The organism is Luteibacter sp. 1214 (assembly GCF_031455395.1).
GTDB classification, from domain to species: Bacteria; Pseudomonadota; Gammaproteobacteria; order Xanthomonadales; family Rhodanobacteraceae; genus Luteibacter; species Luteibacter mycovicinus.
Window position 1 is genome coordinate 74,690 of the sequence record NZ_JAVDSQ010000008.1, and the last position, 16,489, is coordinate 91,178.

Sequence of the window (16,489 nt, forward strand, 5' to 3'; positions counted from 1 at the left end):
TCAGCGGTTGCCACCACCCAGCAGGCCTTTGAGGCCGAGCTTCGGGTTGTCGTTGTTGTTCTGCAAAGCGCCACCGGTGAGGCCACCGACCAGACCGCCGACCGAGCTGCCCACGGTATTGGTCACACCGGCCAGCGCATTGCCGAGGCCTGCCGAACCCGTCGAGCCGCCACCTGCGGTGGCACCCACGCCAGTGGCCGCGGCCACGGTGTTGACGACCGTGCTGACGCCGCCGGTCACGCCTGACAATGCACCGCCGCCAGAGACCGCTGCCGTGGCGCCGTTGCCGACGGCGGTGACCGTATTGCCCAGACCCGTGGTAACCGGTGCCAGCGGAGCGAGCGCGCCGGTGCCGAGACCGGAGACCGTGGCGCCCACGCCGGATACGCCACTGGTCACACCCGCGAGCGTCGTGCCGACCGTGTCGCCTGCGCCAGTGCCCGCCTTGCCCAGGCCGTTGGAAAGCCCGCTGCCGATCGGAGCCAGCGCCGCTCCCACGTTCTGTACCGCCGTTCCCGCTGTCGTGGTGAGGCCACCGGCCGCGCCCGGTGCCTGCACCGCGGCGATACTGGCGCCCAGGGCGCTGACGCCCGTGCTCGTGCCACTGACAAGATTGCCGCCGCCCGTACCGACCGCCGCGACCAGGTTGCCCGAGTTGATCGGCGACGCGCTGTCACCCAAAGCCATCGCAACCGGCGTGACGACATTGCTGAGCGTTTGCGTCAGCCCATTGGCCGAGTTGGAATTGAGCGCGCCACCCAGCGACGAACCGAGCTGCTCGACGCCCGTGCCGACCATTGAGACCGCCGTGCCGACCGCCGCCGTGATCGGGGTGATCGGCGTGCCCGCGCCCACCGTGCTGACACCGCCACCCAGATCGTTCACCGCGCCGCCCACCTGGGTCACGACGTTGCCCAGCGTATCCGTGGTGGTACCGACCGGATCCGAGGTATTGCCGATCTGACCGAGACCGCTGGTCACGCCGTTGCCCAAAGTGGTAACCGCTCCACCAAGGCCATCGACAGCGTTACCCAGACCGTCGGTGAGGCCCGTGGTGCCACCCAGGACGCTCACGCCGGGAATGGTCGAACCGACGTCCGACACCGTGTTGCCGATGGCGGCAATGATGCCGCCAAGCCCCGACGCCGCGGTGCCCGCGGTGGTGCGAACGACCGGAGGAGGAACCGTACCGCCGCCACCCGTTCCGCCGCCATCGCCACCGCCACCGCCACCGGTTCCGCCGCCGGTGCCACCGCCGGTACCTCCACCATCGCCGCCACCGGTGCCGCCGGTGCCGCCGGTGCCGCCCGCTCCGCCGCCGCCCGCTCCACCACCGCCGATACCCCCGGTGCCTGCGCCACCCGTACCGCCGCCGTTGTCGCCGGTGCCGCCGGTACCTCCCGTGCCGCCACCGTTATCGCCGCCACCGCCGGTTCCACCTTGCCCGCTCGGATTGACACTGGTACCCGACCCGCCGCCGGAACGCGTCGAACCATGACCGCTGCATGCCGTCATCGACACCGCGCCTGCGAGCAGGCAGCTGACGAAGAAAGTACGGGTAAGAACCTTGCTGAATTTGTGCTCGCTCATGATTCACTCCTCGAGCGCACAGCGCTCTGGGTAGCGCCCCCTGCCATGTGGGAGCTGAACATCGAATGTGACCCACGTCACAGCCGGTGAATTCATGAGACTCGCAGGCCCTGCGCTGAAATACGCAAAATTGGCGGATAAACGGGCATCTTCAACGCTATTTCGGCCAAATGTTGACGGGCGTCAAAGCGACGGCGCACTGGATCGAGCGAAACGCGAAATTCGGGTAACTGCTGTTTTTTCCGTCGGAAAATCGGCTGGCGGATGGGGGAAGCGACGTGTTCTTCGTCGGGCTCGGCTTCGCGTCGCAATTCACCGGGCCACAAAAAAACGCCCCGGCAAGCCAGGGCGTTTCCGTGAAACCGAAGCCGGTCTTTGAGCCGCTTTTAGTGCACGGTGAAAAGCTTATCGAAGCCAGCGATGCGCAGCGTATTACGCAGGTCGGCACCGGCGTTGACGATGCGGATCTCGGCGCGGTCGCCGCCGGCGTGCTCGCGCAGAAGCATCAGCATGCCCAGCGCGGAGCTGTCCATGCTGGTGACCTGCTCGAGGTCCAGCACGTAGCTGCGGGCCGCTGCCACGTCGCCCAGGCAGGCATCGTGGAAGGCACGATGGATGGAGAAGTCGAAGCGCTCGCCCAGGTGCAGGGTCAGGCAGCCGTGATCGGTATCGTTGTGGACGTTGATGGCCATGGTGTCTTCCCTCAGAACAGGTCGATGTCGCCGGCAGCCATCGACTGCTGGAGGGCGGGGCCGCGGGCACGCAGGCGGGCGCGCTCACGCTGCTCGGCCAGTCGCGAGCGGACGCGCTGAGCGCGGGCGCCGAGCTCGGACGGATCGGACGGCGCGCAGGCGAGTTCTTCGATGTCACGCGTGCAGTCGGCGGTGATTTCCTGCAGCTCGACAAGACGCGAGCGCGTCTGGTGCAGCAGCTGGCTGAGGATATCCTCGAACTGCAGGGAGCGGATGGTCGTCGAGACGTCCGTGCCGAGGCCGCGGTTGATCATGGCCGCCTCGTCCGCCGCGGCGCTGGTGCGCTGGTTGGACTCGGTGATGGTCGACATCATCTGGTCGATGTCGCCCTTGGCCGACAGCGCCACGTTCATGTCCTGCGAGGCCATGTGGCCGACCAGCTCGCGCAGCTGTTCCATCGCGGTGCGCGAACGCTCCACGTGGGTACCGATCTTTTCGTTGAACTGGTTGCTGTGCTGGGCGAGGTTGCGGATCTCGCCGGCCACCACCGCGAAGCCGCGGCCGGACTCACCGGCACGTGCCGCTTCGATGGCCGCGTTCAGCGCCAGCAGGTTGGTCTCTTCGGCGATCGTGTTGACGTTCTTCAGCAGCGCGAACACGGCGTCCATTTCCTTCGCCATGCCATCGATGCGGTAGACGATGCGCAGGCTCTCGCGCGACAGCTGGACGATCAGGCCGACGAAATGCTCGAGCAGTCCGGCGGTGCGATCGGCGAAGTCCTGCACCGAGATGCCCTGGCCGCCGCTTTCGATGATCTGGCTGAGCAGCTTCTGCTGCTTGCCGGTCTTGTGCGACAGGCCGTTGAAGCCGCCGCCCAGTTCGGCGACCGCGTCGCGGACCAGGTCGAGTGCCTGATGGAGTTCGCGGCTGGCGTGACCGAGCTCGTCGACGATGGCGCTGCGAACGTCTTCCATCGCTTCGCGCACGGACGCTTCGTCGTTGGATGCCGTCGAGCTGAGCACGACCTCGACGTCGGGCAGCGGTGCGGGCACGAGGCTGATCGCGATCCAGGTGGCCGTCAGCAGCGCCACGACGACCGGGGCGACCCAGGCGGCGTGGAACACCAGGACGGTGACCAGGGCGATGGCACTGGCGATGAAGCCGATGCTGCGTTCGTTCTTGGGATTGACCATGATGACGTCTCGTTCTTCAGGTGCCGACGCGCGCGGCGGCGGAAACGGGGGTTTGGGCGAGCGCGAGCAAGCGCGCGGCGATGGCGTCCAGCGGCAGCATCTCGCTGGCGGCACCGGCTTTCCAGGCGGCACCCGGCATGCCCCAGACGACCGAACTGGCTTCGTCCTGGACCAGCGTGGGTGCGCCGATTTCTTTGAGTTCACCGAGGCCGCGTGCACCGTCATCGCCCATGCCGGTCAGCAGCACGCCGATGGTGGCGGCGCCGACGCTGGCGGCCATGGAGCGGAACAGCACGTCGACCGCCGGCTTGTGGCGATTGACCGGGGGGCCGTCGTGCAGACGACACACGTGCCTGGCTCCGTCCCACATCACGAGGAGGTGCTGGCTGCCCGGCGCGATGTACGCGTGGCCTGGCTGGATCGGCTGCCCGTCGCGGGCCTCGCACACGCGCATCGCCGAGCAGGTATCCATGCGCGCGGCGAACGGACCGCTGAACGCTGCCGGGATGTGCTGGGTAATGACGATGGGTGGTGCGGTCGGCGGCATGGCCGCGAGCACCACACGAATGGCTTCGGTACCGCCGGTGGAGGCACCGATGGCGATGATGCGCGTGCCGCCACGGCTGCCGGCGGTCTGCGCGCGCGGCAGCACCGCGTCGGCGGAAAGGCGCGGCGGCACTTCGAGGCGAGCGGCGTCGTGACGCGGTTCGTGGCGCGGATGATCCAGCTGCATCACCTCGGAGCGCTCGCGCGGCTTGGCGCCGGCGGCAAGGCGAACCTTGGCGCAGATCTCCGGCGCGTGCTCCATGAAGGTGTTGGCGAGGTCCGCCGACGGCTTGGTGAAGAAGTCGATGGCACCGAGTTCGAGCGCGCGCAGCGTGACGTCCGCGCCCTTCTCGGTCAGCGTCGACACCATCACCACCGGCATCGGACGCAGGCGCATCAGGTTTTCGAGGAAGGTCAGGCCATCCATGCGCGGCATCTCGACGTCGAGCGTGAGCACGTCGGGATTGAGCTGCTTGATCTTCTCACGCGCGATCAGCGGGTCCGCGGCGGTACCGACCACCTCGATGCCCGGATCGGACTCGAGCATGGTCGACAGCACCTTACGCACCAGGGCCGAATCGTCGACGATGAGAACGCGTACTTTCTGCATGGGCTCTGGCAACTCGGGTGGCGTAACGTCCCTGTCGGTGGACCGACCGGTACTGAATGTCTTGAGGAAAGCTTTCCGCGCGGCGCGTCAGAAAAGCTCCACCTCTCCCTTTATCGGATCGTCAGCCAATCGCTTGAGGTATCGTTTCTCGCGATCGGCAAGATTGTTGTCGTGTGCGGCACGCAGCTGGCGCACACGCACCTTGCCGCTGACCGGGAAGAACTGCACCTGACGCGGGTAGATGTCGCCGACGTCGGCCGCGCAGAGGCGCAGCTTCTCGGTGGCGATATAACGCTGTACGAAGGCGATATTGCGCTGACCGATATCGGTCATGGTCGCGAGCACACGCCCGCCGCCGAAGATCTTCACTTCGAGATCGTCACGACGGCCGCCGGCTTTGAGGATCGAGTTGATCAGCTGCTCCATCGCGTCGTTGCCGTAACGCGCGGCACGACCGACGGTGGAACTCCAGCTGTCACGCTCGCCCGCGGGCTCGGGCAGCATGAAATGGTTCATGCCGCCGATGCGCTGTTTCGTGTCGCGCACGCAGGCCGACACGCACGACCCCAGTACGGTGGAGATCATTTCTTCCTGCGTGCTGACGTAGTATTCGCCAGGCAGAATCTTGACCGTCACCACTTCCTGCGCGGGATCCCAGAACCGGCGGACGTGTTCGAACCCCGGCAGCACACTCTTTGGATCGAAGCCGACGAACGTGCGTGGCAGGGTCGCGAACGCGTCTGTCATGTGCGTTTCCGATAAACGGTTCGACCGATGAGGTCGAAGTCTTCGGACAGTCCGTACATGGATTCCGAGTGACCGAGGAAAAGGTAGCCGCGGCTTTCCAGCATGCCGGCATAACGGGAGAACAGGCGCTGCTTGGTCGGCTTATCGAAATAGATGACGACGTTGCGGCAGAAAATGGCGTCGAACTTGCCCTGCATGGGCCAGTCGTGAAGCAGGTTGAGCGGCTGGATGGTGACCAGCTCGCGCAGGCGCGGGTGCACCTGGGCGAAACCGTCGAACGAGCCTTCGCCGCGCAGGAACCAGCGCTTGCGACGCGCTTCGCTCACGCCCGTCAGGCGGTCGACCGGGTAGACGCCCTTGCGCCCGAATTCCAGCGCCTGCGGTGACAGGTCGGTCGCGAGAATCTTCGCGTCGATGTTGACGCCCATCCGCTCCATGGCCTCGGCCAGCACCATGGCGATGGCGTATGGTTCTTCGCCCGTGGAGCAACCGGCCGACCAGATGCGCAGGCGTCCACCGTTGCGCTTTTCTTCAAGCCAGCGTGGCAGGAGCTCGTCCACGAGCAGGTCGTAATGGTGCATCTCACGGAAGAACGAGGTGACGTTGGTGCTGATGCAGCTGGCCAGTTCACCCAGTTCGCCGTCCGGATCGCGACGAAGCAGATCGCAGTACGCCGAGAAACCGTCGAGGCGCAGCGTGCGCAGCCGGCGGAGCAGACGCCCCTGGACGAGCTGGCGCTTATGCTCACCGAGCGAGATACCGCAATGCTGAAGCACGAAGTCGCGAAGGAAGGCGAAGTCCGCGTCGCCCAGGCTCGGGCCCGCTGCGCTCGCCGGTACGACGCTGTCGCCGTTGTTGACGAGCGCATTCATCGATCAGAACTCCTTCCAAACGCCGGAGTCAGCCGACTCGGCGGGACGCGACGGACGCACGGGGGCGGCCGGCGTGCTGCGCACCGCGGCGAACACCGTTTCCATCTCCTCCTGCGTGGCGTCCTTGCGCGGCGCCCTGGCGGCCGGCGCGGAAGCCACTGTACCGGTGACCTGGAAGAACGACACCTGACGGCTCAGCTCGGTCGCCTGCTCGTGCATGGCACGGGCGGCGGCGGCGGATTCTTCCACCAGTGCGGCGTTCTGCTGGGTCATCTCGTCCATCTGCAGCACGGCGTGGTTGACCTGGTCGATACCGGCCGACTGCTCGGAGCTGGCGGCGGCGATCTCGGCGACGATGTCGGTCACCTTCTTCACGCTCTCGACGATCTCGGCGAGCGCCTTGCCGGACTGGTCGACCAGCTCGGAACCGGCCTTGACCTTGCTCGCGCTGTCGTTGATGAGGCCCTTGATTTCCTTGGCCGCACCCGCCGAACGCTGGGCGAGGTTACGCACCTCGGTAGCGACCACGGCGAAGCCGCGACCCTGCTCACCCGCACGCGCGGCTTCGACCGCGGCGTTGAGCGCCAGCAGGTTGGTCTGGAAAGCGATTTCGTCGATGAGGCTGACGATGTCGGAAATCTTCTTGCTGGAGCTGTTGATCTCGCGCATGGCGACAACGGTCTGGGCAACGACTTCGCCGCCCTTCTCCGCCTGCTCACGTGCACCGCGGGCCAGCTGGTTGGCGTGGCTGGCGTTCTCGGCGTTTTGCTTGACGGTCGAGGTCATTTCTTCCATCGACGAAGCGGTTTCTTCCAGGCTGGACGCCTGTTCCTGCGTGCGCTGCGAGAGGTCGTCGTTACCGCGCGAGATCTGCTGCGCGGCGGTGCTGACCGACGAGGAACCGTGACGCACTTCGGTGACGATGGCGCTGAGGCGCTCGTCCATCGCGCGGAACGCGCCCTGCAGCTGGCCGAGTTCGTCCTGACGGGTGACCTGCACGTCGTGACCCAGCTTGCCTTCGGCAATCTGGTTGGCGACGTTCACGGTGACCGACAGCGTGCGGAGGATCGAGCGGATCACCAGCACGCCGATCAGCAGGCTGACGATCAGGCCGAGCGACAGCGCAATGATGCAGAAGGCACGGATCGTCTTGTACTGGGCGGCCTGCTTTTCATAGATCGCCGCGGCTTCGTCGCGCTTGGCGGTGACCAGCTTGGCGAGCTGCGCCTGACGATCCATGAGGATCGGGCGGACGGACATCTCCATGACGTCGAGCGCGCCCTCGTCACCCTGCTTGAGGGCGTCGAGCATGTCGTTCTTGGCCGAGTTGTACTCGTCGTTGGACGACTGCCAGCGGTCGTAGAGCTTCTTGATCTCCGGCGACATCGGCATCTTTTTGTAATCGTCCTTCAGCTTGGCCATCTCGTCCTGGAGCTTCTGGAACTCGGCAAGCTTCTGGTTGACCTGATCCTTCTCGGACACCTTCGCCGCGGCTTCACCCATGACCACGAAAGCCATCAGGGCGCGCGTGCTCACCTGGCTGAGCATCTCGGACGGAACGAGTTCTTCCTCGTAGACCTTGCGCAGGCCTTCGTTCTGAAAGTACATGGCGCCGAGGCCGACGGCGGCGCCGCCGATCAGCATGACGCCCAAAAGACCGAGCACACCGTAAAGGCGTCCACGGACGGTCAGGGCGGGCATCTTGAACTTGAACTTATTCATTGCGATTCCAATCGGCAAAGTGCGGCAGTGGCAAACCGGGCATCTCACGCCACGGCGACCGAAGCCGCCACGGCGCCTCTACGCTCAGGCGACGGCTTTGACGTCGGTGGAAGCCAGCGCGGCTTCCAGCATCTGGGCGTCCTGCGGCTGCAGGAGACGGTCGACGTCGAGCAGCAACACCATGCGCTCGCCGACGGACGTGAGGCCCTTCAGGTATTCGGTATCGACGGTGGTGCCCATGTCGGGAACCGGACGGATGCCGCCGGGAGCGACCTCCACCACGTCGGAGACGGCATCGACCACCACGCCGAACTGACGGCCGTTGACCATGACGATGACGGTCACGGTGGTGGCGGTGTATTCCTCGCGCGCCAGATTGAAGCGCAGGCGAAGATCGAGCACCGGCACGATCGCGCCGCGCAGGTTCAGCACACCCAGCACATAGGACGGTGCCTGCGGGATGCGCGTCACCGGTGTCCAGCCGCGGATTTCGCGGACGGCGAGGATATCCACCGCGTATTCCTCGTTACCGAGGTTGACGGTCAGGTACTGCGCGGCCTCGTCGGACGCGTCGATGGCGGTATTGGCTGCTTGATTCATGTCGTTCCCACGGCGGATCGGATCGGCGGTTCGGGACCCCTTCCCTTGGGGTATCGGCTATTCCGGTGGGGACTTGAGGGGGAATTTTGCGGTGCCGCATCCGGTGGGGAGTGCGGCGGGATGGGGGCGGAACGGGCGGGATGGGGGCCGGAATGGGGAACCGGGGGGTGCCGCTTCATTGCTTTGTCGGCTTTTCGCGCGCAGGGCGCGCTCCTACCGTGCGGCGGTACACCGCACGGGGATACCTGACGGGGTGCCGCACGGGCCAACGCACGGGAGTACAGCACGGTGTTAACGCATGGGTTACCGCGCGGCGGGGATGGCCGACGGTTGTAGGAGCGCGCCTTGCGCGCGACCCCGTTCAACCCACGGCAATCAGGCCGCCTTGCGACGCGCCTGCAGACGCACCAGCCCGGCGACGTCGGCGATCAGCGCGACGGAGCCGTCGGCCAGAATCGTCGCGCCGGAGATGCCGGTAACCCGGCGATAGTTGGCTTCCAGCGACTTCACCACCGCCTGCTGCTGGCCGATGAGTTCGTCGACGAACAGACCGATGCGACTGCCCTCGCCTTCCACCACGATGACGATACCGTCGTCGATGGCACGGCGCTGACCGGCGCAGCCGAATGCGTCGAACAGCCGCACGATGGGCAGCCAGTGATCGCGGAAGCGGAACAGCTCGCCGCCGCCCGCCACGCTGCGAATCGCATCCGGCTTCACCTGCACGGATTCGACGATGGAAACCAGCGGCACGATGTAGGTTTCTTCACCCACCGCGGCCGTCAGGCCGTCGATGATCGCCAGCGTCAGCGGCAGGGTGATGGTGAAGGTGGTGCCTTTGCCCTCGACGCTGCGGATACTCACCGTACCGCCCAGGTCCATGACATTGCGACGGACCACGTCCATGCCTACGCCACGACCCGAGAGGTCGGTCGTGGCGGCGGCGGTGGAGAAGCCCGCTTCGAAGATGAGGTCGGCCACGGCGTCGTCGGACATGTGATCGCCCGAGGCGATGATGCCGCGCGAGACCGCCTTGGCGACGATGGCCTCGCGATTCAGACCCGCACCGTCATCGGCCACTTCGACCACGATGGAACCGCCGCGGTGGAAGGCTTCCATGCGCAGCGTGCCCGTATCGCCCTTACCAGCGGCCTGGCGTTTAGCCGGTACTTCGAGGCCATGGTCGATCGCGTTGCGGACCAGATGCACCAGCGGGTCGCCGATCTTCTCCAGCACCGTCTTGTCGAGTTCGGTGGTTTCGCCGCGCATGTCGAGCACGACTTTCTTGTCGAGCTTCTGCGCGAGGTCGCGGACCAGACGCGGAAAGCGGTTGAACACCGTGCTGATCGGCAGCATGCGGATGCTCATGACGCTTTCCTGCAATTCGCGCGTGTGGCGACCCAGCTGGGCCAGCCCCTGGCGGAACATTTCCAGCTGCGAGGCGTCCACACCGTCGTTGAACTGGGTCAGCATCGACTGCGTGATGACCAGTTCGCCGACGAGATTGATCAGGGTGTCGATCTTTTCGATGCCGACGCGAACCGAGCTCGCCTCGCTGTTCACGGCGGGCTCGCGCACGGCACGGGGGGCGGCCGGGGCCGCGGCCACGGCGGCAACCGGTGCGGCGGCGACCGGCGCGGCCGCGGCGATGCGCGGTGTCGCCGTCAGCTCGCAATCGCCATCGACCCAGTCGAATACACCTTCGACGGCGGCACGTTTGGCACCGGCGGCGAGATGGAGTGTCCAGCCGAGGTAGGACGACTCGGCGTCCATATCGGCCAGCGCGGGAAGCTTGCTCGCGTCGCAGGTGACCGAGAGCGGGCCCATGGCCTCGAGCTCACGGAACATGCGCGCGGGATCGTTACCGGTCTTGAGCAGGTAATCGAACGGACGGAACGCGATGTCCCAGCCTTCGATCGCCTCGACCGGCGCGGCGGCCTTGACCGCCACCGGTGCCGCCACAGGCGCACCGGAGACCATCGCCGAGAGTTCCGCCAGCAAGGCCTGGCTCTCCGCCGTGGCGGCCGGCTGGCCGGCCATCGACAGCGACAGCATGTCGCGCACGGTATCGCCCGAGCGCAGCAGCAGTTCCACGACGGCCTTTTCCATCGGACGGCGGCCGCTGCGGACCTCGTCCATCAGGTTTTCGGCCACGTGGGTGAACGCAGCGACGTCGGTGAAACCGAACGTGGCCGCGCCGCCCTTGATGGAGTGGGCGGCACGGAACACGACGTTGATCAGTTCCGGATCCTCGGCGCCTTCGTCCAGCGCGAGGAGCGCCTGCTCCATGGCGTCGAGACCGTCGAGGCTCTCTTCGTGAAACGCCTTGTGGAATTGCGCCAGATCGACTTTGGACATGGAAGTAACCCTGGATTACCGGAACTTGAGGAAGAGCCGTTTACGAAGAATCAGCCGAGCACGCGGCCGACGGTAGCCAGCAGCTGTTCCGGATCGAACGGCTTGACCAGCCAGCCGGTCGCGCCAGCCGCCTTGCCTTCCATCTTCTTTTCCGGATTGGACTCGGTGGTCAGCATGAGGATCGGCACGCCACGGTAGTCCGGACGGGTGCGGATCTCGCGGACCATCGTGATGCCGTCCATCACCGGCATGTTCACGTCGGCCAGGATCAGGTCGAACTTGTGCACGGCAGCCGAATCGAGCGCCGCCTGGCCGTTATCGGCTTCTTCGACGTCGTGGCCGGCGCCACGCAGGGTGAAAGCAACCATGCTGCGCATGGAGGCCGAGTCGTCTACCGCAAGAATCTTAGCCATCGAAGCACCTTCAGTTCACGCCGGCGCGAGCCGGCAGTTCAATCAAACCGTTGAGACCCAGCACGGCTACGCCGCGCTGGAGGGGGTCGCTGACGCCCGTCCAGGTGACCGGATGCCCCGCCGCCTTTGCGTCGCGGGAAAACGCGGCGAGCAGCTGCAGGGCGGCGGTGTCCACCTGGGCCACCGCGCCGCCGTCGATGTCGACCGAGCCGCCGGTGGCGAGCGCCGCCAACAGGGTATCGCGCAGCGCAGGCGCCGCGGCGATGCGCAGGTCGGCATCGAGCGTGAGCGGCGCGGTGGTCGCGTCTTTGGAGGATTTCTTCGCCATCGTCCGTACCGTGGGTGGGTCGTTCGATGGGCTTATCGGCCCACCCGGGCAAAGCTTTAGGCCAGGGCGGCTGCCTTGCCGCTTATGCGGGCGTCGCTGCCGGGTAGATCAGCATCGCGTCGCCGTACGAGAAAAACCGGTACCGCTGGAGCACCGCGTAGCGATAGGCGTCGAGAATCGTTTCCTTACCGGCCAGCGCCGAGACCAGCATCAGCAGGGTCGACTGCGGCAGGTGGAAATTGGTGATCAGCGCGTCGACGCTGGTGATCTTGTAGCCGGGGAAGATGAAGATCTGGGTCTCACCGGCGAAGGGGCGAAGCACCCCTTCCACCGTCGCGCTCTCCAGTGCGCGGACTACCGTCGTCCCCACCGCGATGACCCGACCGCCCGCGGCGCGCGTCGCACGGATCTTTTCGACCAGCGCGGCGCCCACGTTCAGCCACTCGCGGTGCATCACGTGGTCACGCACGTCGTCGGCGCGCATAGGCTGAAACGTGCCGGCGCCCACGTGCAGCGTCACGTAACCCATATCGACGCCCACGTCGCGCAGGCGCTGCAACAGGTGCTCGTCGAAATGCAGGCCTGCGGTAGGCGCCGCGACCGCACCGGGCTCACGAGCGAACACGGTCTGGTAACGCTCCATATCCGACTGATCGGCGGTGCGCTCGATGTAGGGCGGCAGCGGCATCTCACCCAGACGCGACAGCAGGCGCTCCAGCGGTTCTTCGGACTCGAAGCGCAGCAGGAAGAATTCGCCTTCCCGGCCGAGCACCGTGATCATGCTGCCGTCGGCCAGTTCGATCCTGCCGCCTTCCTTCGGCTTCTTGCTGACACCCAGCTGCGCACGGGCCTCATGGGGCCCGGTGACACGCTCGATCAGGATCTCCACGGCGCCGCCGGACTCCTTGCGACCATACAGGCGGGCCGGCAGGACACGGGTATCGTTGAACACCAACAGGTCGCCCGGGCGCACCATTTCCGGGAGTTCGTCGAACTTACGGTCCTTTTTGCTGCGCGCGGCGACATCGACCACGAGCAGCCGACTGCCTGAGCGCCTGGCCAGCGGGGCCTGGGCGATCAGGTCGGGCGGGAGTTCGAAGTCGAAATCGGATTTCTTCACGGCAAGGGCAACATCGGGTAACGGGTGGGGATTATCGCCCACGCCCGCCTCCGGGGCGACCTCGTCAGACGCGGGGCTTCCGTCGACGCCGGACGATGACCCAGCCGAAGCCTGCGGCAACGAGCGCCAGCACGATGATTTCGGCGATCAGATGCTTACGAATGAAGTGTTTGACCGCCCTCACCTGCTGCGCACGCTTGAGTTCCCGAGCCCGATCGAAATCCGGCTGCTCGCACGTCCGACCGAAGTCGTCGGCCCATTCGACGTACGGGCCCTGCTTCACGTAACGCGCGTAGTAAGCCTCGGCGCGACGCTGACGTTCGCTGACCGGTTTGCCTGCCTCGCCCTCTTCCGGCTCGTCGTAACCGGGCGGACCGTCGAGCATCCATCCTGCGGCGACGCACAGGCTCGCGGCGAAGGCCTGGGAGCGCGGCGGCAGCAGGTCGGCGGCGGATACGGCTTCATCGGCCGCGACGTAACGGTAGTGGAAGCGCTGGTCGGGTTGCGCCGTGCTATCCGCGAAGCGCTGACGCTCCCCGCCGGTTACCAGGTCGCCCTTCAGCGTCGCCGCCGTCTGGCCGCTGCCGCCCGGGTAGCTGCCGCCTTCGTCGCGATAGTCCGGGCCCTGCTCGTAACCGAGCAGTTCCATGCCGTGCTCGCGGGCGATCCTCGCCGCCGCGAAACGCGCCTCGGCCTTGCCGATATCGGTCCAGCGGTGATCGCCATCATGCAGGTCGTCGGCGTAGGCCTTCGCGGTGGCGCGCAGGTCGACCTCCGCGTAACGCTTGTCCACACCGCTGGGAAAATACGTATAAGCATCGTCGAAACGGCCGGCACGCATCAGGCGACGCGCGAGCATCCAGCGCAGGCGATCGCCCAGCGTGAGCGAGTACGGCGACGCGAGCGCAGCATCCTTGTCATCGGCCTTCGGCGCGGGCGTCGCCGTGGGCGCGTTCGTATCCACGAAGCTCTTCAGTTCATCGACGGTGAGAACGCGCTCGCCGATGTACATCGTGTCGTTGCCGTAGCCTGCGCCGACGCCCTCGCCATCTTCGCCATAAACGTTGCCGTCGCCACCGACGGCGGTGGAAGCCTCATACATGCGCGTCATCGCTTCGACGTAGTCGCCGCGGGCCAGCGCGAGCACGCCGCGTTCGCCCATCAGCTGATGCACGCTGGCGGGCTCGAGCGCGGCCTTGGGATCGTCTGCGCGAGGGAAGGCCTTCGCCGCCTCCGCATAGGCCCCGGCGGCCGCGTTGCGATCGCCCTTGCGCAGTGCCAGCTTGGCGCGAACCCAGGCGGCGAGCGGACCGTCCGCGTGCGCAACGAGTTTCCCGGCGTCGTCGTACCTGCCCAGCGAGTACGTCAGCGAGGCCAGGCGATCCGCCGCGGCGACCTTGTCCGGTGCCACCTTGCCGATGGCATCGACGAGCGCGCTGAGTGTGGGATCGGGCTGGCCGTCGGTCGTCTGAGGAGCGACCCGAGCCAGCGCGTAGGTAACGAGCAGGCGCTGGGAGATCGGACCGTCGACGAGTGCCTGCGCCTGCTCCGGCACGGCGAGGACCGCGCCGGCCAGGGCGGCAAGCGATTCAACCGCGATGCCGGAGCCGTGACCGGCTTGCGCGGCGTACAGCGCGATCGCGTGTTTGAGATCGGCGGCCGGGATATCGGCGATGCAGTCGTCGCCGCTGACCATCTCGGCCCAGAGGCACGGTTTCCCACCCGCGTACAGGCTCTGGCGTGCCTCCTCACCGAAACTGGCGACCGCCAGGCCCTGCGCATCCGAGGCGCCGGCGAGCACGCGGGCACGCGTGTCCTGGAAGGCTTTCACCGCCGCCGCGCGTTCGGCGGCAAACGCGGGCGTACCGAACGCCTTGCCAGCGCGCAGCGCGTGAACCTCGCCAAGCATGTAAGCCGCCCACGCGCCGCGCGCTTTTGCCTGGTCCGGTGCCAGTGCCGCCACCGCTTCGAACTGGCCCTGAGCCTTGGCGAGCGCGTCGCCGTCGAAGTCGGTGCAGAGCGGCCGGCCGGCGACGTCCGGATAGTTGACCTCGGGCGCCTCCGGGCAATCGGCCACCGCGCGCTTCCAGTCGACAGCGCCGGCCACGTAGCCGCGCACGTCCTGAGGGAGACCCTCTCCCGCGACGAAGGCGTCCGCGCCGCTCGCCGATGCCATGAGCGTTTTCACCCGCTCGGCCTGATCCGGCGGAAGATCGGGCTTCGTATCCCGTTCGCCGTAGCGACTGGCTTCGACGGCGACCAGCGAATCGGTCGACGGCAGCAGATGGGCCGCCTCGAACGCGAACGTGTTCTGCGGCACGGCCGCCAGGGTGGCGGCGCGGTCGTCCAGCATCTGGGACGGGAACCACGGCCCGCAGGCCAGGGCGACCGCGCCTGCCAGAGCCAGCGCCGTGCCGACGGCCAGCGAATGGGACTTCATCATGAAAGCGGCGCTCCTTCAGCGCGGATGGATAAGGTGACGGGCGAACCCGCCGGGCAGCGCGCCCAGCCGATCGGCCGCTGAACGTGTGCGGGCAGTGGACGGGCTTGCCGTGAAACGAGTTCGAGGCCGTCGTCGGTGCGACGTACGACATATCCGTCGACACCATCGGCGACATCGCAGCCATGCGGAAGCCGCACGGCGACGGGCGCGACGGCGTCGATACCGCCGGGGTTGTCGATGAGTACGTCGGCGGCCGCGTCGCCGGTGCCGGGACGAAGCGTGGCCCGCAGCGCCGGTGCGTCCAGTTTCCCCGTCACCACGCCGCGCCATGTGGCGAGGCTCCAGGCACGCGTGTCCTCCGGTGTCGGAAGGCGGAACCAGGCCACGCCGACCAGACCTGCCGGCCGGCCGCGAGCGAGTCGGTCGACCACCCCGCGCACCGCGACAGGTGAGGCGTAGAGTTCGGAAGCGACGGCACCTGCCGCGCGTGCGCCTTGCTCGCTTTCGACCGCGAGCAAGGTGCCGTCGGCGTTCCAGCTCACCCGGGATCCATACGTAGGCAGGGCGACCCGGAACGGCTTATGGGTATGTCGGGCGAAGTCGGCGATCCAGCCGATCGCCACGTCCGGATCGAACAGACCCGCTTGCGGTGCCTGCACGGCGTGCACCTGCAGGACGGACTCATCGGGCACCGCGAGCACGGTGTCGAGATCGGGCGACCCTATCCAGGTGGGAAGTGCCGTGATCGATAGTGGCACGCCGCCAAGCTCGCCTTTCAGATGGCGCAGAAAGCTGGCATAGGCCGGCAGGCGCGCCGTGGGGCAGTCGTAGTCGATCTCGACGCCCGCCGCGGCTGCCCCCGCGTCGTGCACCAGTCCGGCCACGCGCGACACCAGAGACGCCTCGTCGAAACGCGAAAGACGGCCGTCGATACGCACCACGAACACCACCGGCCGTCCGGTGGCGGCCAGCGCGGCGCGGTCGGGGGTGAAAACATGAAAGCCGCCGTCGCTGTCGGCCTGTGCGACAAGTACGCGCCAGTCGCGAACCAGATCCGACGAGGACGCCACGGACTCACGCAGCGAAGGGGTCCACTGACGCTGCCAGATGTAGGCGTCGTGGGTGAGTGGCGCTGCCGGGTGGGTGCAGGCGGACAGAAGCGTCCACAGCGCCAGAGCGATCGCCGGACGAAGACGCGGAGGCCGCGACCTGTTCATGCGTGTGTTCGCGAGCAGGCTCGCTCCTACATTGGGCC

Annotated in this window: 14 protein-coding genes; all 14 read right to left on the reverse strand. The window is 66.9% G+C overall.

Going from position 1 to position 16,489, the window contains the following annotated elements:
• The 14 genes from J2X57_RS16885 to J2X57_RS16950 all read right to left on the reverse strand — a co-directional run bounded on the left by J2X57_RS16885 (position 1) and on the right by J2X57_RS16950 (position 16,451).
• The gene (locus J2X57_RS16885) at positions 1–1,590 is read right to left on the reverse strand and encodes a collagen-like triple helix repeat-containing protein (protein WP_309868894.1); all 1,590 of its coding nucleotides are present in this window, start codon (positions 1,588–1,590) and stop codon (positions 1–3) included.
• A 386-nt stretch (positions 1,591–1,976) separates the two neighbouring features.
• Entirely contained in the window at positions 1,977–2,282 is a 306-nt protein-coding gene (locus tag J2X57_RS16890; RefSeq protein ID WP_176167735.1) for an STAS domain-containing protein, read from the reverse strand.
• Between the two features lie 11 nt (positions 2,283–2,293).
• Complete coding sequence (locus tag J2X57_RS16895) at positions 2,294–3,475, reverse strand: methyl-accepting chemotaxis protein (protein ID WP_036114832.1); 1,182 nt, start codon at positions 3,473–3,475, stop codon at positions 2,294–2,296.
• Positions 3,476–3,491: 16 nt separating this feature from the next.
• Positions 3,492–4,631 carry a chemotaxis response regulator protein-glutamate methylesterase gene (locus tag J2X57_RS16900; protein WP_036114835.1) on the reverse strand — a complete coding sequence of 380 codons (1,140 nt, stop codon included), beginning with the start codon at positions 4,629–4,631 and terminating at the stop codon, positions 3,492–3,494.
• 87 nt (positions 4,632–4,718) lie between these two features.
• Complete coding sequence (gene cheD / locus J2X57_RS16905) at positions 4,719–5,378, reverse strand: chemoreceptor glutamine deamidase CheD (RefSeq protein ID WP_051943858.1); 660 nt, start codon at positions 5,376–5,378, stop codon at positions 4,719–4,721.
• Positions 5,375–6,250: a protein-glutamate O-methyltransferase gene (locus J2X57_RS16910; RefSeq protein ID WP_036114839.1), complete on the reverse strand. Its 876-nt coding sequence runs from the start codon at positions 6,248–6,250 to the stop codon at positions 5,375–5,377. The genes cheD and J2X57_RS16910 overlap by 4 nt, the downstream gene beginning before the upstream one ends.
• A gap of 3 nt (positions 6,251–6,253) precedes the next feature.
• On the reverse strand, positions 6,254–7,972 hold the full coding sequence (locus tag J2X57_RS16915) for a methyl-accepting chemotaxis protein (RefSeq protein ID WP_036114842.1): 1,719 nt from the start codon (positions 7,970–7,972) through the stop codon (positions 6,254–6,256).
• A gap of 84 nt (positions 7,973–8,056) precedes the next feature.
• On the reverse strand, positions 8,057–8,572 hold the full coding sequence (locus J2X57_RS16920; protein ID WP_036114845.1) for a chemotaxis protein CheW: 516 nt from the start codon (positions 8,570–8,572) through the stop codon (positions 8,057–8,059).
• A 375-nt stretch (positions 8,573–8,947) separates the two neighbouring features.
• A complete protein-coding gene (locus tag J2X57_RS16925) occupies positions 8,948–10,930 on the reverse strand; it encodes a chemotaxis protein CheA (protein ID WP_309868905.1) in 1,983 nt (660 codons plus the stop codon).
• A gap of 50 nt (positions 10,931–10,980) precedes the next feature.
• On the reverse strand, positions 10,981–11,343 hold the full coding sequence (locus J2X57_RS16930) for a response regulator (protein WP_036114852.1): 363 nt from the start codon (positions 11,341–11,343) through the stop codon (positions 10,981–10,983).
• A 10-nt stretch (positions 11,344–11,353) separates the two neighbouring features.
• Positions 11,354–11,671, reverse strand: coding sequence for an STAS domain-containing protein (locus tag J2X57_RS16935; protein WP_309868908.1), 318 nt, complete (start codon positions 11,669–11,671; stop codon positions 11,354–11,356).
• Between the two features lie 82 nt (positions 11,672–11,753).
• Complete coding sequence (gene queA, locus J2X57_RS16940) at positions 11,754–12,791, reverse strand: tRNA preQ1(34) S-adenosylmethionine ribosyltransferase-isomerase QueA (protein ID WP_036118098.1); 1,038 nt, start codon at positions 12,789–12,791, stop codon at positions 11,754–11,756.
• A 64-nt stretch (positions 12,792–12,855) separates the two neighbouring features.
• Positions 12,856–15,234, reverse strand: coding sequence for a hypothetical protein (locus tag J2X57_RS16945; protein ID WP_309868909.1), 2,379 nt, complete (start codon positions 15,232–15,234; stop codon positions 12,856–12,858).
• Complete coding sequence (locus J2X57_RS16950; RefSeq protein ID WP_309868910.1) at positions 15,231–16,451, reverse strand: DUF3142 domain-containing protein; 1,221 nt, start codon at positions 16,449–16,451, stop codon at positions 15,231–15,233. The genes J2X57_RS16945 and J2X57_RS16950 overlap by 4 nt, the downstream gene beginning before the upstream one ends.
• Positions 16,452–16,489 lie beyond the last annotated feature (38 nt).

Coding starts and splice junctions, on each gene's coding strand:
- J2X57_RS16885 (WP_309868894.1), bottom strand. CDS start 1,590: ATGAGCGAGCACAAATTCAGCAAGGTTCTTACCCGTACTTTCTTCGTC.
- J2X57_RS16890 (WP_176167735.1), bottom strand. CDS start 2,282: ATGGCCATCAACGTCCACAACGATACCGATCACGGCTGCCTGACCCTG.
- J2X57_RS16895 (WP_036114832.1), bottom strand. CDS start 3,475: ATGGTCAATCCCAAGAACGAACGCAGCATCGGCTTCATCGCCAGTGCC.
- J2X57_RS16900 (WP_036114835.1), bottom strand. CDS start 4,631: ATGCAGAAAGTACGCGTTCTCATCGTCGACGATTCGGCCCTGGTGCGT.
- cheD (WP_051943858.1), bottom strand. CDS start 5,378: ATGACAGACGCGTTCGCGACCCTGCCACGCACGTTCGTCGGCTTCGAT.
- J2X57_RS16910 (WP_036114839.1), bottom strand. CDS start 6,250: ATGAATGCGCTCGTCAACAACGGCGACAGCGTCGTACCGGCGAGCGCA.
- J2X57_RS16915 (WP_036114842.1), bottom strand. CDS start 7,972: ATGAATAAGTTCAAGTTCAAGATGCCCGCCCTGACCGTCCGTGGACGC.
- J2X57_RS16920 (WP_036114845.1), bottom strand. CDS start 8,572: ATGAATCAAGCAGCCAATACCGCCATCGACGCGTCCGACGAGGCCGCG.
- J2X57_RS16925 (WP_309868905.1), bottom strand. CDS start 10,930: ATGTCCAAAGTCGATCTGGCGCAATTCCACAAGGCGTTTCACGAAGAG.
- J2X57_RS16930 (WP_036114852.1), bottom strand. CDS start 11,343: ATGGCTAAGATTCTTGCGGTAGACGACTCGGCCTCCATGCGCAGCATG.
- J2X57_RS16935 (WP_309868908.1), bottom strand. CDS start 11,671: ATGGCGAAGAAATCCTCCAAAGACGCGACCACCGCGCCGCTCACGCTC.
- J2X57_RS16945 (WP_309868909.1), bottom strand. CDS start 15,234: ATGATGAAGTCCCATTCGCTGGCCGTCGGCACGGCGCTGGCTCTGGCA.
- J2X57_RS16950 (WP_309868910.1), bottom strand. CDS start 16,451: ATGAACAGGTCGCGGCCTCCGCGTCTTCGTCCGGCGATCGCTCTGGCG.